Genomic DNA, 14,920 nt, shown 5'->3' on the forward strand with positions numbered 1-14,920 from the left:
ATCGGGTGTGGTCGGCGGTAAACCGGATTATGCAACCATGGCTCCGCCATCCTCTGGTTTCGCCGCGTGCACGATCGGGGAGCGATTTCGCGCCTCGCATTGGCTCGCCTGCTCGAGCGCGCTGATCGCAGCATTGGTTGCGTCACAACTGTCACAGACGGCGGATGCGCACGGAATCGCGGGCAACCGCTATTTCCCGGGGACGCTGACATTCGACGATCCCGCCGTGGCCGACGAAGCGATCGTGCCGAATTTCTCGACGCTCGAGCACCCTGACGCCGGCGCCGATGTCACCGACAATCGCATCAACTGGTCTTTTACCCGGCTTCTCACGCCCACCGTCGGATTTGTCGTCGACAGCAGCTGGATCGCGCGCAACTGGGGCGCCGCAAAACGCTCCGGTTTCGACGTCACCTCCGTTGGGCTCAAATGGGAGGTTTTTCGGGATAATCCTCACGAGATGCTGCTTTCCGCAGGCCTCGCATGGGGCATCGGAAAATCCGGCGCGCAGGCGGTCGATGCCAGCGCGCCCGATACGATCAGGCCCGGATTATTTTTCGGCAAAGGCTTTGGCGATCTGCCCGATAGTGTTTCGTGGCTGCGGCCGTTCGGCGTCACCGCCGCCATTGTGCTGGAGCATCCGACCGGCGGCGTATCGCGAAACTTTGGCATCGATCCCCTCACCGGCCAGCTTGGCCCGATGTTGACGAGTAACGTCGACATCCTGCATTGGGGATTTGCGGTCGAATTCTCGACGCTGTATCTGACCAGCCGGTTCACCGGCGGCCCGCCAAAGCAAGAGCCGCTCAATCAGCTGGTGCCGCTGGTCGAATTCGCCTTCGACAGTTCGAAGGGCACAAAATCGATCGCCACCATGAACCCCGGTCTTACGTACGTCGCGGTCACCTGGCAGATCGCGATCGAAGCGATCGTCCCACTCAACAACGCCTCGGGACACAACATCGGCGGCAGAGCCCAATTGCTGCTGTTCCTCGACGATCTGGCGCCCTCCTTGTTCGGAAAGCCGCTGTTGAGCCAGTGATGGCCGCCGTCGTAATCAGAGATACTTCGCGATCAATTTAAAATCCCGCAGTGCCGCCTGACCTTTCGCGCCGGACGCCTTGAGCGACCGTTCGAGGCTGTGGCTGATGTGATCGTGGATAAGGGCCTTCTTGGCGCTCTCGATGGCGCTCTCCACGGCCTGCAATTGCTGGGCGATCTGGGCGCAGGGCCGGCCCCGCTCGATCATGTCGATAATCGTCTCGAGATGGCCATTGGCACGTTTCAGACGCCGGGCGATCGCGGAATGCGGGTGGTCCATCAAATCCTCCTATCCTCCAGGGAGGATAACAGCCATCCTCCAGGGAGGATACGGGAAAATCACTTGACACCGTGAAGGGTCAGGCATACTTGCCAAGGGTTGTCACGGACGTTGGTTCGAGACAAGCCTTTCAACCCCAATGAAGAGCACATGGGCAGTACCACCTTTGGCAACGTCACCCCGGCGATGATCGGGCCAACGCTGCTGCAAGACATCAAGATCAATCGCGCCGGCTTTGGCCGCGTGAGGGTGATGGTCGCACCTAGCTGACCCATCGCGCTCACCGGCCTGCCGCGCCAAGCGGACATGGAGGTGAGCGATGTTCAAAACGCTCGCAAAATCCGGACTTAAAGGATTCTGGCCTGTTCAGCCGCGGCGCATCGCGCCTGTGCCGCACGAGGTCGGGCTTTCCAATGCCACCCATTCCAATGACAACCTTCCGGGTCTTCGCCGCCCGAAGGGCCGGCGCCGGATTCCATCCCCGGCGCTGGCTTGTCATTGGATCGATCGCAACGGCCGGCTCGAATGCCGCTGGCAGGTCGTGCACGGTGGCGATGCGCCGATCGGCGATTTCGACGAGCACGGCGCGACGGGCCGGGCTTCGGGCACGCCGCCGCTGATGTCATCGCGCGGCCGAAGGCTGGCGCCGGCCGGATAGGGGGACCCGGGTACTTGCAATTGCGAATGAGTTGCAATAACGCTGAAGAATGAATGTCACGTTCGTTTGATCTAGCTTACGCGTGGGGCGTGGGGCGGTGAATGAAGGCAATTTGCAAAATTGGAGGCGGCAAAATCGCAGGTGGCACGGCGATCGTGCTCGCGACGTGCTCCGCCGCGCTCGCCGCCGACCTGCCGCCGAGCCTCCCGGCCAAGCCGCCCGTACCTTACGTCGCGACCGCTTACGACTGGACTGGCCTGTATGTCGGCGCCCATGCCGGCGTGATCAGGGGCGCTTCGAACTGGACCGCGCAGCCGGGAGCCGGCGTCCCGGATCTGAATGGATCATTCAATCTTCCGTTCCATTTGGATTTCATGGCCGGCACCGGCAGCTATGTCATGGGGCTGCAGGCCGGATACAATTACGTCTTTCCGTCTCGCGTGTTGCTGGGCGTCGAGGCTGACGTCACCATGCCCAACTCGGACGTGCTGATACCCTTTTCGGTGCGTGGCAGTCAGACGGTGAGCTCGCCCTTGATCGGCCAGGTGACCTATGGCGAGGCGGTGATTCATTACGGCAGCGCGCGCGCCCGCTTCGGTTATGCGTTCGACAACTTTCTGCTTTACGGCACCGGTGGGCTAGCCTGGTCCTACGATCAGGTGACGCGGAGCCAGGACGGTGGCGTTTCGGCTAACGGCTTCGCGGCGCAGGGCACGCTGGACACCAGGCGGTTGTGGCGCCTGGGCTGGGCGGCGGGCGCCGGCATCGAGATCCCGGTCGCCGGGGGCTGGACAGCGAAAGCCGAATATCTGTCGACCGGATTTGGCCACAAGGGCATGACCTTCACGGCCGCCGCAGAACCCTTCAATTCCGACCTGGCGATGCAAAGCATCCGGCTCGGCCTAAATTACAAGATCGGCGATGACAGCACGCACGTCTCGGACTTCCTGACCAAGGGACCATCTGCGCTCGAGACGGATCGCTTCGCGTTCCACGCCCAGGCCACCTACCTCCAGCAGTATGATCCTCCGTTCCGGGCTCCCTACAAGGGACCGAACAGCCTCGACTCGAACATCAGCCGCCAGACCTCGGACTTGACCGCCTTCGCGGGCATCCGCCTCTGGCAGGGCGCCGAAGCCTGGATCAATCCGGAACTCGATCAGGGGTTTGGCCTAAGCGGATCGCTCGGCGTCGCGGGATTCCCGAGCGGCGAAGCCTACAAGGTCGGCGCGGATTATCCCTATCTGCGTGTGCACCGGGCGTTCCTGCGGCAGACCATCGACCTCGGCGGTGACGCCATCGAGCATCTCGACGCCGGGCTCAACCAGTTTTCCGGAACGCGAACGTCGGACCGCCTGGTGTTCACGGTCGGAAAATTCGGCGTGGTCGATATCTTCGACACCAACCAATACGCCCACGACCCGCGCGGCGATTTCATGAACTGGTCCCTTGTCGACACCGGATCGTTCGACTACGCCGCAGATGCGTGGGGCTATTCCGTCGGCGCGGCGGCGGAGTGGTATCAAGGTCCCTGGACGTTTCGCGGCGGCGTGTTCGACCTCTCTTCCGCGCCGAACCAGACCGGCCTGGATTCGCGGTTCGAACAATTCCAGTGGGTCGGTGAAATCGAGCGGCGATATTCCATCCTCGATCAACCCGGCAAGATCGCGATCACGGGCTTTCTGACGCGAGGCGTGATGGGAAGCTTCGAGGACGCGATCCAGCTCGCCGCGATCAATGGAGGCCCCGCCGACATCGCCGCCGTGCGGAAATACCAGGGTCGCGGCGGCATCAGCATGAATCTGGAGCAGCAACTGATGCCCAATGTCGGGCTGTTCATGCGGGCCGGGTTCGCGGACGGCCACAAAGAACCCTTCGAGTTCACCGACATCGACCGCACCGTCGCGACCGGCCTGTCGATATCGGGAAAGCAATGGGGGCGGGATCAAGACGTGTTCGGCATTGCCGGCGTCGTCAACGGCATTTCCGGCGTACACCAGGCGTTTCTCAACGCCGGCGGACTTGGCATCCTGGTCGGCGACGGCATGCTGCCGCATCCCGGCTACGAACAGATCCTCGAGACCTATTACAGCTTTCCGATCTTTGCCTCGAGGATCACGCTCGACTACCAGCTCATCGTCAACCCAGCCTATAATCGCGACCGGGGTCCTGTTTCGGTGCTCGGTCTACGCCTGCATACGCAGTACTGAGCGGTTCCAACAGACAAGGACAATCGGCAGCTAAGGTTGGAATCTCTCAGCCCCGGGCTTAGACAGCAACAATGACCTAAAATTGCGGACTTGCGCCGCGAACAGGCATGCCTGCTCCGCCTTGCGGAAGCCACCCACTCGATCTAAATTAATTGGCTTCGATGCCGATTGCGATTCCGTCCGTCAATCGGCTCGATTTGGCTTGCTGGAACTGCAATGTGCCGCATCCGCTTCCTGATCCTGATACTGATCTCGGCAATGGCTTTCACGGCCGCCACTTGGTCAAATTGCCAAGCCGCCGGATCCTTTCAAACTAAGCCGGCGTTCACGACGGTGGTGACGGCCGGGGTTGCACCTTCGCTGCCAACCGTCACAGCGCCGAACGTATCTGCAGGCGATCTTGTTGGTGGCTGTGGTAGGGGTCGCGTCCGCGATCCGCAAACCCATACTTGCCGTGGCCCGGCCGACATCAGGTAGGGCGCTCCCACAAGACGCGGCCGCGATCGGCTATGAAAAAGCTACTATGGCAGCAGCGGCCGATCCGCTCCCCATACGTTTATTCGTGTGCCTTCGAACAGGCCGGGTCGGTAGAGAACTCGGTCAGCATCCCGCTCAAGCCCCAGCCGTGCGATTTCAGAAAACGCCAAGCTTCCCGACCCTCCGATCTTTGCGAAGCAGGTCGGCAGGATTGAGCTGTCGTAAAACCATAACATAATCGGGAGGCTGTTTCAGGAAAGCGGTTTGCGTGTGACACGCAATACCGGCGTTTCCGATCGGCTTGCAGCGACCCAATGGGCTCAAAGACTATTGATGTCTGCGAACAGATTCTGCAATGAAGAGCTGCCCTTCGGCACGCCTCCGGAGTTCGTTGCTCGTCGCCTTCGCTGCCTACTATCCACCCATCACAAACCCCGCCTATAACGCTGATCTCGGGTCCGGCCAAAAACGTCTCGGGCCGTTTGCACGGCAAGTTCTGAAACAAGGCGCCTCGCATGCCACTTCAAGAAATTCTGACGCCGAGATTGGGGCAGGCGCTGCGGCCCAACATCTGGGACGCGGTCGCGCTTATTCTGGTGATCGGCGCCATGGTGCTGATCGTCTATGGCGGCAGGCAAACCACGCTTCCGCTGTCGGCGCTCGACATCAGTCCGGTTTCGCTCGATCCCTCCAACCTGCCGGTCTATGCGCTGCGGACGACGATGCGGATGCTGCTCGCGATCGTCTGTTCGATCATTTTCACCTTCGTCTATGCGGCGCTTGCCGCCAAGAGCCGGCGCGCCGAGATGGTGCTGATCCCGCTGCTCGACATCCTGCAGTCGGTGCCGATCCTCGGCTTTCTCACGTTCACGGTGGTCTTCTTCCTGAATCTGTTTCCGGGTAGCGTGTTCGGCGCCGAGCTCGCCTGCGTGTTCGCGATCTTCACGAGCCAGGCCTGGAACATGACCTTCAGCATGTACCAGTCGCTCCGCAACGTGCCGAAGGACCTGGAGGAAGCGACCCAAAGCTTTCATTTGAGCGGCTGGCAGCGCTTCTGGCGGCTCGATGTGCCGTTCGCCATGCCGGGCCTGATCTGGAACACGATGATGTCGATGTCGGGCGGCTGGTTTTTCGTGGTGGCGTCGGAAGCGATCACCGTCGGCAACACCACGATCACGCTGCCGGGTATCGGCTCCTATGTCGCGCTCGCCATCGAAAAGCAGAGCCTGCCCGCGATCGGCTATGCCATCCTGACCATGCTGCTCGTCATCATCGCTTACGACCAGCTGCTGTTTCGCCCGGTGGTCGCCTGGGCCGACAAATTCCGCTTCGAGCAGACCGCGTCAGCCACCGCGCCGTCCTCCTGGATGCTCGACCTGTTTCGACGGACACGGGCGTTGCGGGCGCTGACCTATCCGTTCGCCGCCGTGAACAAAGCCATCTCGAATTTGCATATCGCGCTGCCGACGGGCCTTTGGAAGCCGGCCACAAAAGGCCCGCCATCGCGCGTGGTCGATGCGGTCTGGCTTGCGCTGATCGCGGTCAGCACCCTCTATGCCGGCTGGAGGGCCTATTCGTATCTGTCGGCGACATTGAGCCTGGCAGACGTCTTCACCGCCGTTGGACATGGCTTCGTCACACTGGCGCGCGTCGTCGTGCTGATTGCGCTGGCGACGCTGATCTGGGTCCCGGTCGGGGTCTGGATCGGGCTGCGGCCGAGACTCGCCGAACGCATCCAGCCGCTAGCGCAGTTTCTGGCGGCATTCCCGGCGAACCTCGCCTTTCCCGTGTTCGTGGTAGTGATCGTGCGCTACCATTTGAACCCGAATATCTGGCTGAGCCCGCTGATGATCCTGGGGACCCAGTGGTACATCCTGTTCAACGTGATCGCGGGCGCCAGCGCCTTTCCGACCGACCTTCGCGAGGCCGCGGGCAGCTTTCATCTGCACGGATGGCGGTGGTGGATGAAAGTGATCCTGCCAGGCATTTTCCCCTATTACATCACCGGCGCCATCACCGCCTCCGGCGGATCATGGAATGCCTCGATCGTCGCGGAAGTCGCAAGCTGGGGCGATACCCATCTGACCGCAACCGGTCTCGGCGCCTATATCGCAACAGCGACAGAGACCGGGGACTTCCCTCGGGTGGTGCTCGGCATCGCCACCATGTGTATTCTGGTGACGCTGTTTAACCGGCTGCTCTGGAGGCCGCTCTATGCCTTCGGCGAGCGTCGTCTTCGCCTCGGCTGATCAGGGGACAATCATGCTCGATCAAACCACAAAGGCCAATTTGCTCGAGATCCGCGGCGTCTGCCGGTCGTTTCCGAAAGGCAGCGGCGAGGACCTGCAGGTGCTGGAAAAAGTCGACCTGACCATTCATGCCGGCGAAATCGTCGGCCTGCTCGGCCGCTCCGGATCGGGCAAGTCGACATTGCTGCGGATCATCGCCGGACTGATCGCGCCGTCCTCGGGCGACGCCAAATGCCGCGGCGAGACGATCGTCGGCCCGCCGAACGGCGTCTCCATGGTGTTTCAGTCGTTCGCGCTGTTTCCATGGCTGACCGTGCTGCAGAACGTCGAACTCGGACTGGAGGCGCTCGGGATCGACGCCGCCGAGCGCCGCAAGCGCGCGCTCGCCGCGATCGACCTGATCGGCCTCGACGGTTTCGAATCCGCCTACCCGAAGGAATTGTCGGGCGGCATGCGCCAGCGCGTCGGCTTTGCCCGGGCGCTGGTGGTTCATCCGGATTTGCTGCTGATGGACGAGCCGTTTTCGGCGCTCGATGTATTGACCGCCGAGACGCTGCGCACCGACCTGGTCGATCTCTGGATCGAAGGAAGGCTGCCGATCAAATCGGTGCTGATGGTGACGCACAACATCGAGGAAGCGGTGTTGATGTGCGACCGCATCCTGGTGTTTTCCTCCAACCCCGGCCGGGTCGCCGCCGAGATCAAGGTCGACCTGCCGCACCCGCGCAATCGCCTCGATCCGACCTTCCGCCAGCTCGTCGACAGCATCTATGCCCGCATGACACAGCGCGCCGAGCCGCGCGCGCCGGCGATCGAGGGCATCCACGGCACCGGCGTCGGCATGATCCTCCAGCACGTCTCCTCCAACGTGCTGTCCGGCCTGATCGAAACGCTGGCGGCACCGCCCTATAACGGGCGCGCGGACATGCCCGTGCTCGCCAACAGCCTGCAGCTCGAAGCCGACGAGATCTTCCACCTCGGCGAATCGCTGCAACTTTTGAGGTTTGCTCAATTGAACGAAGGCGATTTGATCCTGACGGAAGCCGGCATGCGCTTTGCGCACCTGGAGACCGACGCCCGCAAAAAACTCTTCGCCGAGCATCTGATCAATTATGTGCCGGTGATGGGGTTGATCCGCCGGGTGCTCGACGAGCGCCCCTCGCACACCGCGCCCGAAGCGCGCTTCCGCAACGAGCTTGAGGATTACATGGCGGAAGACCAGGCCGATGAGACGCTGAAAACCATCGTCTCATGGGCGCGATATGCGGAATTGTTCGCCTATGACGAGCAGTCGGAAACGTTCAGTCTGGAAAACCCGCACTAGCGGCGGATTTTTATTTGGTCGTCCCTGCGAAAAGCAGGGACCCATACGCCGCGGCCGCGCTTTGGGCACGATGGCCGACGGCTTTCTAAAACAACTGAACCCTGTGGTTATGGGTCCCTGCTTTCGCAGGGACGACGAGAGAACCCTAACCCCCCGGCGCGAACGACTCCGCGCGCGCCAGCGCCCAGCCGTCGCGAAAACGCGGATCGCTGGTGCCGTCGATCAGTTCGCCCGGCAGCAGCGAGGGATAGAGCTGCGCGAAGGAACGCACCTCGGTCGTGGAAGATCGCTGCGAGAAATGGATCGGCCGCAATTCCTGCGGATGTTCGAGGCCCGCGGCGGCGATCAATTCAGCCAGCGCGTGCAGGGTGGCGTGGTGATAATTGTAGACCCGCTCCACCTTGTGCGGCACCACCAGCGCGCGCTGGCGGGTCGGGTCCTGGGTGGTCACGCCGGTCGGGCAGCGGTCGGTGTGGCAGGACAGCGACTGGATGCAGCCGAGCGCGAACATGAAGCCGCGGGCCGAATTGCACCAGTCGGCGCCGATCGCCATCGCGCGCGCCATGTCGAAGGCGGTCGCGATCTTGCCGGCGGCGCCGATCCGGATACGATCGCGCGCATTGATGCCGACCAGCGCGTTATGAACGAAGTTGACGCCCTCGCGCATCGGCATGCCCATATGGTCCATGAATTCCAGCGGCGCCGCGCCGGTGCCGCCTTCATTGCCGTCGACCACGATGAAATCCGGATAGATCCCCGTCTGCAGCATTGCCTTGCAGATCGCCAGAAATTCCCAGGGGTGGCCGATGCAAAGCTTGAAGCCGGCCGGCTTGCCGCCGGACAGCCGCCGCATCTCGCCGATGAAGGCCATCATTTCCAGCGGCGTCGAAAACGCCCGGTGGGTCGCCGGCGAAATGCAGTCCTCGCCCATCGCGACGCCCCTGATCCTTGATATCTCCTCGGAAACCTTGGCCGCCGGAAGCACGCCGCCATGGCCGGGCTTGGCGCCCTGGCTGACCTTGAGTTCGACCATCTTGATCTGGTCGTCGGACGCGACGCGGGAAAATTCTTCCGGATTGAACGAGCCGTCGCGGTTGCGGCAGCCGAAATAGCCGGAGCCGACCTCCCAGATCAGGTCGCCGCCGTTCTCGCGATGATAGGGGCTGACGCCGCCCTCGCCGGTGTCATGCGCGAAGCCGCCCTTTTTCGCACCCGCATTCAGCGCCCGCACCGCGTTCGGACTAAGCGCGCCAAAACTCATCGCCGAGATGTTGAACACCGATGCCGAATACGGCTTGACGCAATCCGGCCCGCCGATGGTGACGCGGAAATTCGCGTCGGCACGTGCTTTCGGCGCCACCGAATGGTGGATCCATTCATAACCCTCGCGATAGACATCCTCTTGCGTTCCGAACGGCCGCTTGTCGAGCACCATCTTGGCGCGCTGATAGATCAGCGAACGGGTGTCGCGACTGAACGGCATGCCGTCCTTCTCGCTCTCGAAGAAGTATTGCCGCATCTCGGGGCGGATCTCTTCCAGCAGGAAGCGCAGATGCGCCGAGATCGGATAGTTTCGCAACACCGCGTGATTTTGCTGCAAGAGGTCGCGAATGCCGAGAGCCGTCAGCCCGCCAAAAATGAGGATCGGTATCAGGACCAGATCGAACACCTTGCGATCGAAGATCCCAAGCCCAAGCAGCAAGGCCGTCACGACGCCGCAAATCGTCAGAACGATGAAGCGCGGCGAGAACGGAAGCATCAGTGTTTCCATGGGACCCCTCAGGCAGATTCTTCCGTTGTTTATTGTTGTCGGCCGCAGTTTATTCCAACTAACGGACCAATGCTGTACACGATATTTCGCGGACAGGTCATGGATATGACAGCCATCAGGCTAGCCAATCCGCCGGTCTGCAATCAATCGGTCCGGTGACCGGGTATATTACCCGGTATGAGTCTTATTGCGGTGCAACGTAGGCGGCCCCGAGCTTGCGATGCCAGCCCCTCATGGTGAGGAGGCGCACTTGCGCCGTCTCGAACCATGCGGCCCGAGCGGTGCCTCTGGCCATCCTTCGAGACGCGCGCAAAGCGCGCTCCTCAGGATGAGGAGCGGATGCGGAGGCACGGCTCAATGACCGTGCGGGCGCATCTCATGCGGAATCCCGCGTTGCTCGAGGCCGCTTTGCGCCAGCCAAGCGTCGGTGCTCTGGATCGCGCGCTCGATATGATCGGCGGTTCGGGTGAAATCATAGGGCGATCCGACCAGCGGACACAATGGCGGGACCACGTAATATTCTATACCGGGGTGGAGGCCCTCCAATTCGCTCACCAGTTGCCGCGCGATCAGCAGCGTCAGCGCGTGCAGCGCGTTCGCCACCGCGCCGCTCGGCGGCGCGTGCTCCGCGCAGGCATAGCCGGTCGGCAGGATGATCAGGCGCCGCGCGCCCTTTTTGACCGCGATCCGGACCGGCGTGTTGGAGGAGATCGCGCCGTCGGCGAGATAGAGATCCTTGTAGCGGACCGGCGCGAAAGCGCCGGGGATTGCGGTCGAGGCGACAATGGCGTCCGCGGTCGAACCCTCCGACAACACGATGCTGTCGCCCGAGAGGATATCCGTGGTGACGATATGCACCGGGAGCTTTGCGTCTTCCAGATTTCGATAGGGAATATGGTCGTCGATCAGCTTGCGGATGCCGTCATTCGGGATCAGAAAATCCCGCCGCCAGACAAATCCCACCAGCGTCCGCCACGTCACCGGAAAAACGTCATGCCGCTGCAACCCGCGCCAGATGGTTTCGAGCTGCAGCACGCCTTTGAGCGTCGGATCGCCGGCATAGTAGGCCCCGTTCAGCGCGCCGACGCTGGAGCCGACCACCATATCCGCTGATATTCCGTGGGCGGCGAGCGCGTGCATCATGCCGACCTGGATCGCGCCAAAACTGCCGCCGCCTGCGAAGACGAAGGCCGTCTTGACCGGGCTGGCTCGGTTGGATGTCAGCAAGGTTTTCGTTCGCTCCCGGTGTCGTCGCATTGGGATGTGCGACGTTGGCTGGCGTTATAGCAGCGGGTGGGGACGGCGTGCTACTGGCACGAGCCTATCGTCGTCCCCGCGCACGCGGGGACCCATAACCACCGATGGGTGGGTTTGCGAACGCTGGGGCCACGGCCCGGCGCAACAACAGCGAGCGGTGGTTATGGGTCCCCGCTCAAGGCCGGGACGACAGCGTGTTACCGCTCCACGAACGCCTTTTCGATCACAAAGTGGCCGGGCTCGCTGTGATTGCCTTCGAGAAAACCGCGCGCGTCGAACATGGCGCGCAATTCTTCCAGCATCGCCGGGCTGCCGCACATCATGATGCGGTCGGTTTCGAGTGAGAGCGGGCCCTGGCCGATATCGTTGAACAACTGTTCTGAGGTGATCAGGTCGGTGATGCGGCCGCGGTTGCGGAACGGTTCGCGGGTGACGGTCGGATAATACACCAGCTTCTCGGTCAAGAGCGGTCCGAACAATTCGTCGTCGCGCAGTTTTGCCACCAGCTCTTCTCCATAAGCGAGTTCGGAAACCTGCCGGCAGCCATGGACCAGCACGATGGTTTCAAACTGCTCATAGACGTCTGGATCCTTTATGAGGCTCGCGAACGGCGCGAGACCCGTTCCGGTCGACAGAAGCAGCAGGCGCTTTCCGGGAATGAGATTGTCCGAAACGAGCGTGCCGGTTGCCTTGCGCCCAACCAGGATGGTGTCGCCCTCTTTGATCTTCTGCAGCCGCGAGGTCAGCGGCCCATCGGCGACCTTGATCGAGAAGAATTCCAATTCCTCCTCGTGATTGGCGCTCGCCATGCTGTAGGCGCGCAACAAGGGGCGGCCATCGACCTCGAGCCCGATCATGGCGAACTGGCCGTTCTGGAATCGAAAGCCGGAACTGCGGGTGGCTCGGAAGCTGAAAAGCGTGTCGGTCCAGTGCCGGACAGAAAGAACTTTCTCTCTATTAAATGCGCTCATGGGATTTGGTTTTCCGTTGTCGCCTGGTGTAGAAGGATCACGTGGGTTCGGCCCCGGAAGAGGCAAAAACCCCTGCAATATCTGATGATTTAGCGTTTCAAATAGACTGCTGTCAGTGATAGTCAACACACATCGACGCGCATTTGACGGGCGAAATTGGCGGCCGGTTCGGCTACGGAAAAGCTTTGCTGCGGATCGCCGCCGTCGCGCAATTAACTTGCTGGAATCGGGCTCCGATCGAGCAGTTAATTGCCCCACGAGGGCAAAAATTTCGTTAAGAGTAAAATCTCAAAACAAAATGCCAGATCGCCTGATATCGCATGCGCAGCCTTGAGACATTTCGATCGGGAAAGCCGGGTTTTTATCCGGACCAGGCGGTCTATGCGGAATTCGCCTGCGCGCAATTCGGCCTCGCGTTTCAGGACAAGGACGGCGGAACGGGACTCCTGTTCACCGTGGCCTCAAAGACCAAAAGCGTCCATTTCGGCGCCGGGCGTGCTTCGTGGTATCCGCAAAACGGCGCCACGGCCTCGACGCTGGCATCGGACAAATATTTCACCAACAAGATCCTCCAAGACGCCGGCATCGCCACGCTCGGCGGCGAATATTTCTTTCTGCATGACCGACACCGCGCCCATCGCCCCGCGGGCCATGAGCGCGAAGACGCGCTCGCGTATTTCAGAAGACTGGGCGGCACGGCGTTCATCAAGCCGCTGCAGGGATCGCGCGGCGATTTCGCGCAAGTGCTTCACGGCGAAGCGGCGCTGGTTGGATATTTTGATGAGGTCTCGAAATATTACGATGCGGTCTTGGTCCAGCGCGCTGTCACTGGATTAGAACACCGGATTTTCCTGCTGGATGACGAAGTGGTCTATTCGGCGCGAAAATATCCGCCCTTTTTGCTGGGCGATGGCATTAGCCCGATCCGCGATCTCCTGACCACGCATAACGCGGCCTTGCGCTCGCGCGGACTTTCACCCGCTGCCGCCAGCCACGATGTTTCGCTCGACACAGTGCTGGCAAAGGGCGAGCGCTGGAACATTCCCGGGCGGACCAACCTCAGCGCGGGCGGAACGATGGTGATCGAGGCGCCCTATTCCGATGCGGCCATCGCGCTGGCGCGCAAGGCCGCGCGGACGCTCGGACTGCGGGTTGCCGCCGTCGATCTCTTCACCGATATCGGCGGTGATCCCAAGGCGATCGGGATCATCGAGGTGAACTCCAATCCGTCGATCCGGCTCCTGGAAGAGTCCGGCCGCGGCGACCTGATCCTGAAAATCTGGCAGCACACATTTCTGGCGATGGGATTATTGGGTGTTTGATCTGCCAAAATACGGCGACGGGGTCTGCCTGGCGCGGCTGGCGGCGTTACTCGACGCGCTCGCGATCGATCGCGCAAGGCTGTCGCGCATGTCGGTGGTGGTGACGGGGTCGAACGGCAAGGGTTCAACGGCAGCGTTCTGCGCCGGCATCGCCCGCGCCTACGGCTTGCGAACGGGGCTGTTCACCTCGCCGCACCTCTATCGTGTCAACGAACGGTTTCAGGTCGATGGCAAGCCTGTTGCCGACGATGACCTCGCGCGGCTTGCTTCGCGGATCACGGCCGCCATTGCCGATATCACGCAACGCGGCGGTGAAAAATTCGGAAGCTTTGAGGCGATGTTCGCACTGGCCTGCCTGCATTTTCAGGAGAGCGATTGCGATTTCGCCGTGTTCGAGGCCGGCATCGGCGGCCGCTACGACCCGGTCCGTCTGGTCGGCGCGCGCACCACTTGCGTGACGTCGGTCGATTACGAGCATGTCGAATTGCTCGGCCATTCCCTGGAACTGATCGCGTCCGACAAAAGCGACGCCTGCGCGTCTGGCGGCACGATCGTCTATGGCGAAAATTGCCGAAAGCTCGCGCCGCATCTGACCGAATATAACCGCTTTCGCGGGGTCATGCCGCTGTTTGTCCACGACCAAATCGGGATCGGCGGCGAAGCCAGCTCCTCGTCGACGCAGCGGTTCGACTTCGCGCTCGAAGCTTATGATTTTCGCGCCCTCGAAACCAACCTGCTCGGCGCCTTTCAGTTCAACAATGCGGCGATCGCGACCGCTTTGTTCCTGCTCTGGCTGCAGGACAAGCGACCCGGCGAAAGGCGCGCTGCCATCGAATTAGCCGTGCGATCGGGGCTGCGCGAGGTGCGCTGGCCCGGCCGTCTCGAAGTCATCAGGCAAGACCCGCTCACCTTGATCGACGTCGGCCATACGCCTGACGGCATCAGGCAATCGCTCGCCAGCCTGAAGGCGATCTACGGTGAAGAGGGCTGGGTGCTCGTCACCGGCGTTTCCCGCGACAAGAAGGCAGGTGAGATCGTGGGCGCGCTGGCGCCGTCGTTCGACACTATTATCTGCACCATGGCGCACCATAAGGGCGCGGACGCCGAGACGATTGCGACTACGGCGCGCAAGGCCAACCCGCAGGCGGCCGTTCACATCGCAAAAACCATCGAGGACGCCGTGAGCTTGAGCGAGAGGCTCGCCGCGTCGGAGAGCCGAAAGATCTATGTGGCCGGCGGATTATTTTTGGCGATCGAATACGCGGTCGTCGCGAGCGGCGGCCGCGCACCGGATTTGGATTTTTTCTAACGAGGTCTCACCTCGTCATTGCGAGGAGCAACGCGACGAAGCAATCCACTC

The 14,920-nt window shown here is 61.8% G+C and carries 11 protein-coding genes; 7 read left to right on the forward strand and 4 right to left on the reverse strand.

Annotation, left to right across the window (positions count from 1 at the left end; all coding sequences use genetic code 11):
• Positions 1-37 precede the first annotated feature (37 nt).
• On the forward strand, positions 38-1,042 hold the full coding sequence (locus B5526_RS16310; protein WP_154071333.1) for a hypothetical protein: 1,005 nt from the start codon (positions 38-40) through the stop codon (positions 1,040-1,042).
• 15 nt (positions 1,043-1,057) lie between these two features.
• Here the strand turns inward: B5526_RS16310 and B5526_RS16315 are convergent, their stop codons facing one another.
• Positions 1,058-1,321: a metal-sensing transcriptional repressor gene (locus B5526_RS16315; RefSeq protein WP_079539489.1), complete on the reverse strand. Its 264-nt coding sequence runs from the start codon at positions 1,319-1,321 to the stop codon at positions 1,058-1,060.
• A gap of 319 nt (positions 1,322-1,640) precedes the next feature.
• Between B5526_RS16315 and B5526_RS16320 the strand changes: the two genes are divergently transcribed.
• The 4 genes from B5526_RS16320 (at position 1,641) to B5526_RS16340 (ending at position 8,239) form a co-directional block, all read left to right on the forward strand.
• A complete protein-coding gene (locus tag B5526_RS16320; protein WP_079539491.1) occupies positions 1,641-1,979 on the forward strand; it encodes a hypothetical protein in 339 nt (112 codons plus the stop codon).
• A 101-nt stretch (positions 1,980-2,080) separates the two neighbouring features.
• Positions 2,081-4,189 (forward strand): carbohydrate porin, encoded by a 2,109-nt coding sequence (locus tag B5526_RS16325; protein ID WP_079539493.1) that lies wholly within the window; start codon positions 2,081-2,083, stop codon positions 4,187-4,189.
• Positions 4,190-5,181: 992 nt separating this feature from the next.
• The gene (locus B5526_RS16335) at positions 5,182-6,915 is read left to right on the forward strand and encodes an ABC transporter permease (protein WP_079539498.1); all 1,734 of its coding nucleotides are present in this window, start codon (positions 5,182-5,184) and stop codon (positions 6,913-6,915) included.
• 13 nt (positions 6,916-6,928) lie between these two features.
• Positions 6,929-8,239 (forward strand): ABC transporter ATP-binding protein, encoded by a 1,311-nt coding sequence (locus B5526_RS16340; RefSeq protein WP_079545048.1) that lies wholly within the window; start codon positions 6,929-6,931, stop codon positions 8,237-8,239.
• A 145-nt stretch (positions 8,240-8,384) separates the two neighbouring features.
• Here B5526_RS16340 and B5526_RS16345 read toward each other — a convergent pair whose 3' ends face one another.
• From B5526_RS16345 to B5526_RS16355, 3 genes are all read right to left on the reverse strand, one after another.
• On the reverse strand, positions 8,385-10,010 hold the full coding sequence (locus B5526_RS16345; RefSeq protein WP_079539500.1) for an FMN-binding glutamate synthase family protein: 1,626 nt from the start codon (positions 10,008-10,010) through the stop codon (positions 8,385-8,387).
• 354 nt (positions 10,011-10,364) lie between these two features.
• Complete coding sequence (locus B5526_RS16350) at positions 10,365-11,237, reverse strand: patatin-like phospholipase family protein (RefSeq protein ID WP_244562307.1); 873 nt, start codon at positions 11,235-11,237, stop codon at positions 10,365-10,367.
• 227 nt (positions 11,238-11,464) lie between these two features.
• On the reverse strand, positions 11,465-12,238 hold the full coding sequence (locus B5526_RS16355; protein ID WP_079539505.1) for a ferredoxin--NADP reductase: 774 nt from the start codon (positions 12,236-12,238) through the stop codon (positions 11,465-11,467).
• Between the two features lie 320 nt (positions 12,239-12,558).
• Here B5526_RS16355 and B5526_RS16360 point away from each other — a divergent pair, with 320 nt between their 5' ends.
• Positions 12,559-13,560, forward strand: coding sequence for a hypothetical protein (locus B5526_RS16360; protein WP_079539507.1), 1,002 nt, complete (start codon positions 12,559-12,561; stop codon positions 13,558-13,560).
• Positions 13,553-14,869: a bifunctional folylpolyglutamate synthase/dihydrofolate synthase gene (locus B5526_RS16365; protein ID WP_079539509.1), complete on the forward strand. Its 1,317-nt coding sequence runs from the start codon at positions 13,553-13,555 to the stop codon at positions 14,867-14,869. Before B5526_RS16360 ends, B5526_RS16365 begins: the two co-directional genes overlap by 8 nt.
• Positions 14,870-14,920: the final 51 nt, after the last annotated feature.

The sequence above is a fragment of the Bradyrhizobium lablabi genome (assembly GCF_900141755.1).
Taxonomy (GTDB): Bacteria; Pseudomonadota; Alphaproteobacteria; order Rhizobiales; family Xanthobacteraceae; genus Bradyrhizobium; species Bradyrhizobium lablabi_A.

Excerpts from the sequence above, each read along its gene's own strand:
- B5526_RS16325 (WP_079539493.1), top strand. The coding sequence starts at position 2,081 with ATGAAGGCAATTTGCAAAATTGGAGGCGGCAAAATCGCAGGTGGCACG.
- B5526_RS16320 (WP_079539491.1), top strand. The coding sequence starts at position 1,641 with ATGTTCAAAACGCTCGCAAAATCCGGACTTAAAGGATTCTGGCCTGTT.
- B5526_RS16310 (WP_154071333.1), top strand. The coding sequence starts at position 38 with ATGGCTCCGCCATCCTCTGGTTTCGCCGCGTGCACGATCGGGGAGCGA.
- B5526_RS16345 (WP_079539500.1), bottom strand. The coding sequence starts at position 10,010 with ATGGAAACACTGATGCTTCCGTTCTCGCCGCGCTTCATCGTTCTGACG.
- B5526_RS16355 (WP_079539505.1), bottom strand. The coding sequence starts at position 12,238 with ATGAGCGCATTTAATAGAGAGAAAGTTCTTTCTGTCCGGCACTGGACC.
- B5526_RS16315 (WP_079539489.1), bottom strand. The coding sequence starts at position 1,321 with ATGGACCACCCGCATTCCGCGATCGCCCGGCGTCTGAAACGTGCCAAT.
- B5526_RS16360 (WP_079539507.1), top strand. The coding sequence starts at position 12,559 with ATGCGCAGCCTTGAGACATTTCGATCGGGAAAGCCGGGTTTTTATCCG.
- B5526_RS16335 (WP_079539498.1), top strand. The coding sequence starts at position 5,182 with ATGCCACTTCAAGAAATTCTGACGCCGAGATTGGGGCAGGCGCTGCGG.
- B5526_RS16340 (WP_079545048.1), top strand. The coding sequence starts at position 6,929 with ATGCTCGATCAAACCACAAAGGCCAATTTGCTCGAGATCCGCGGCGTC.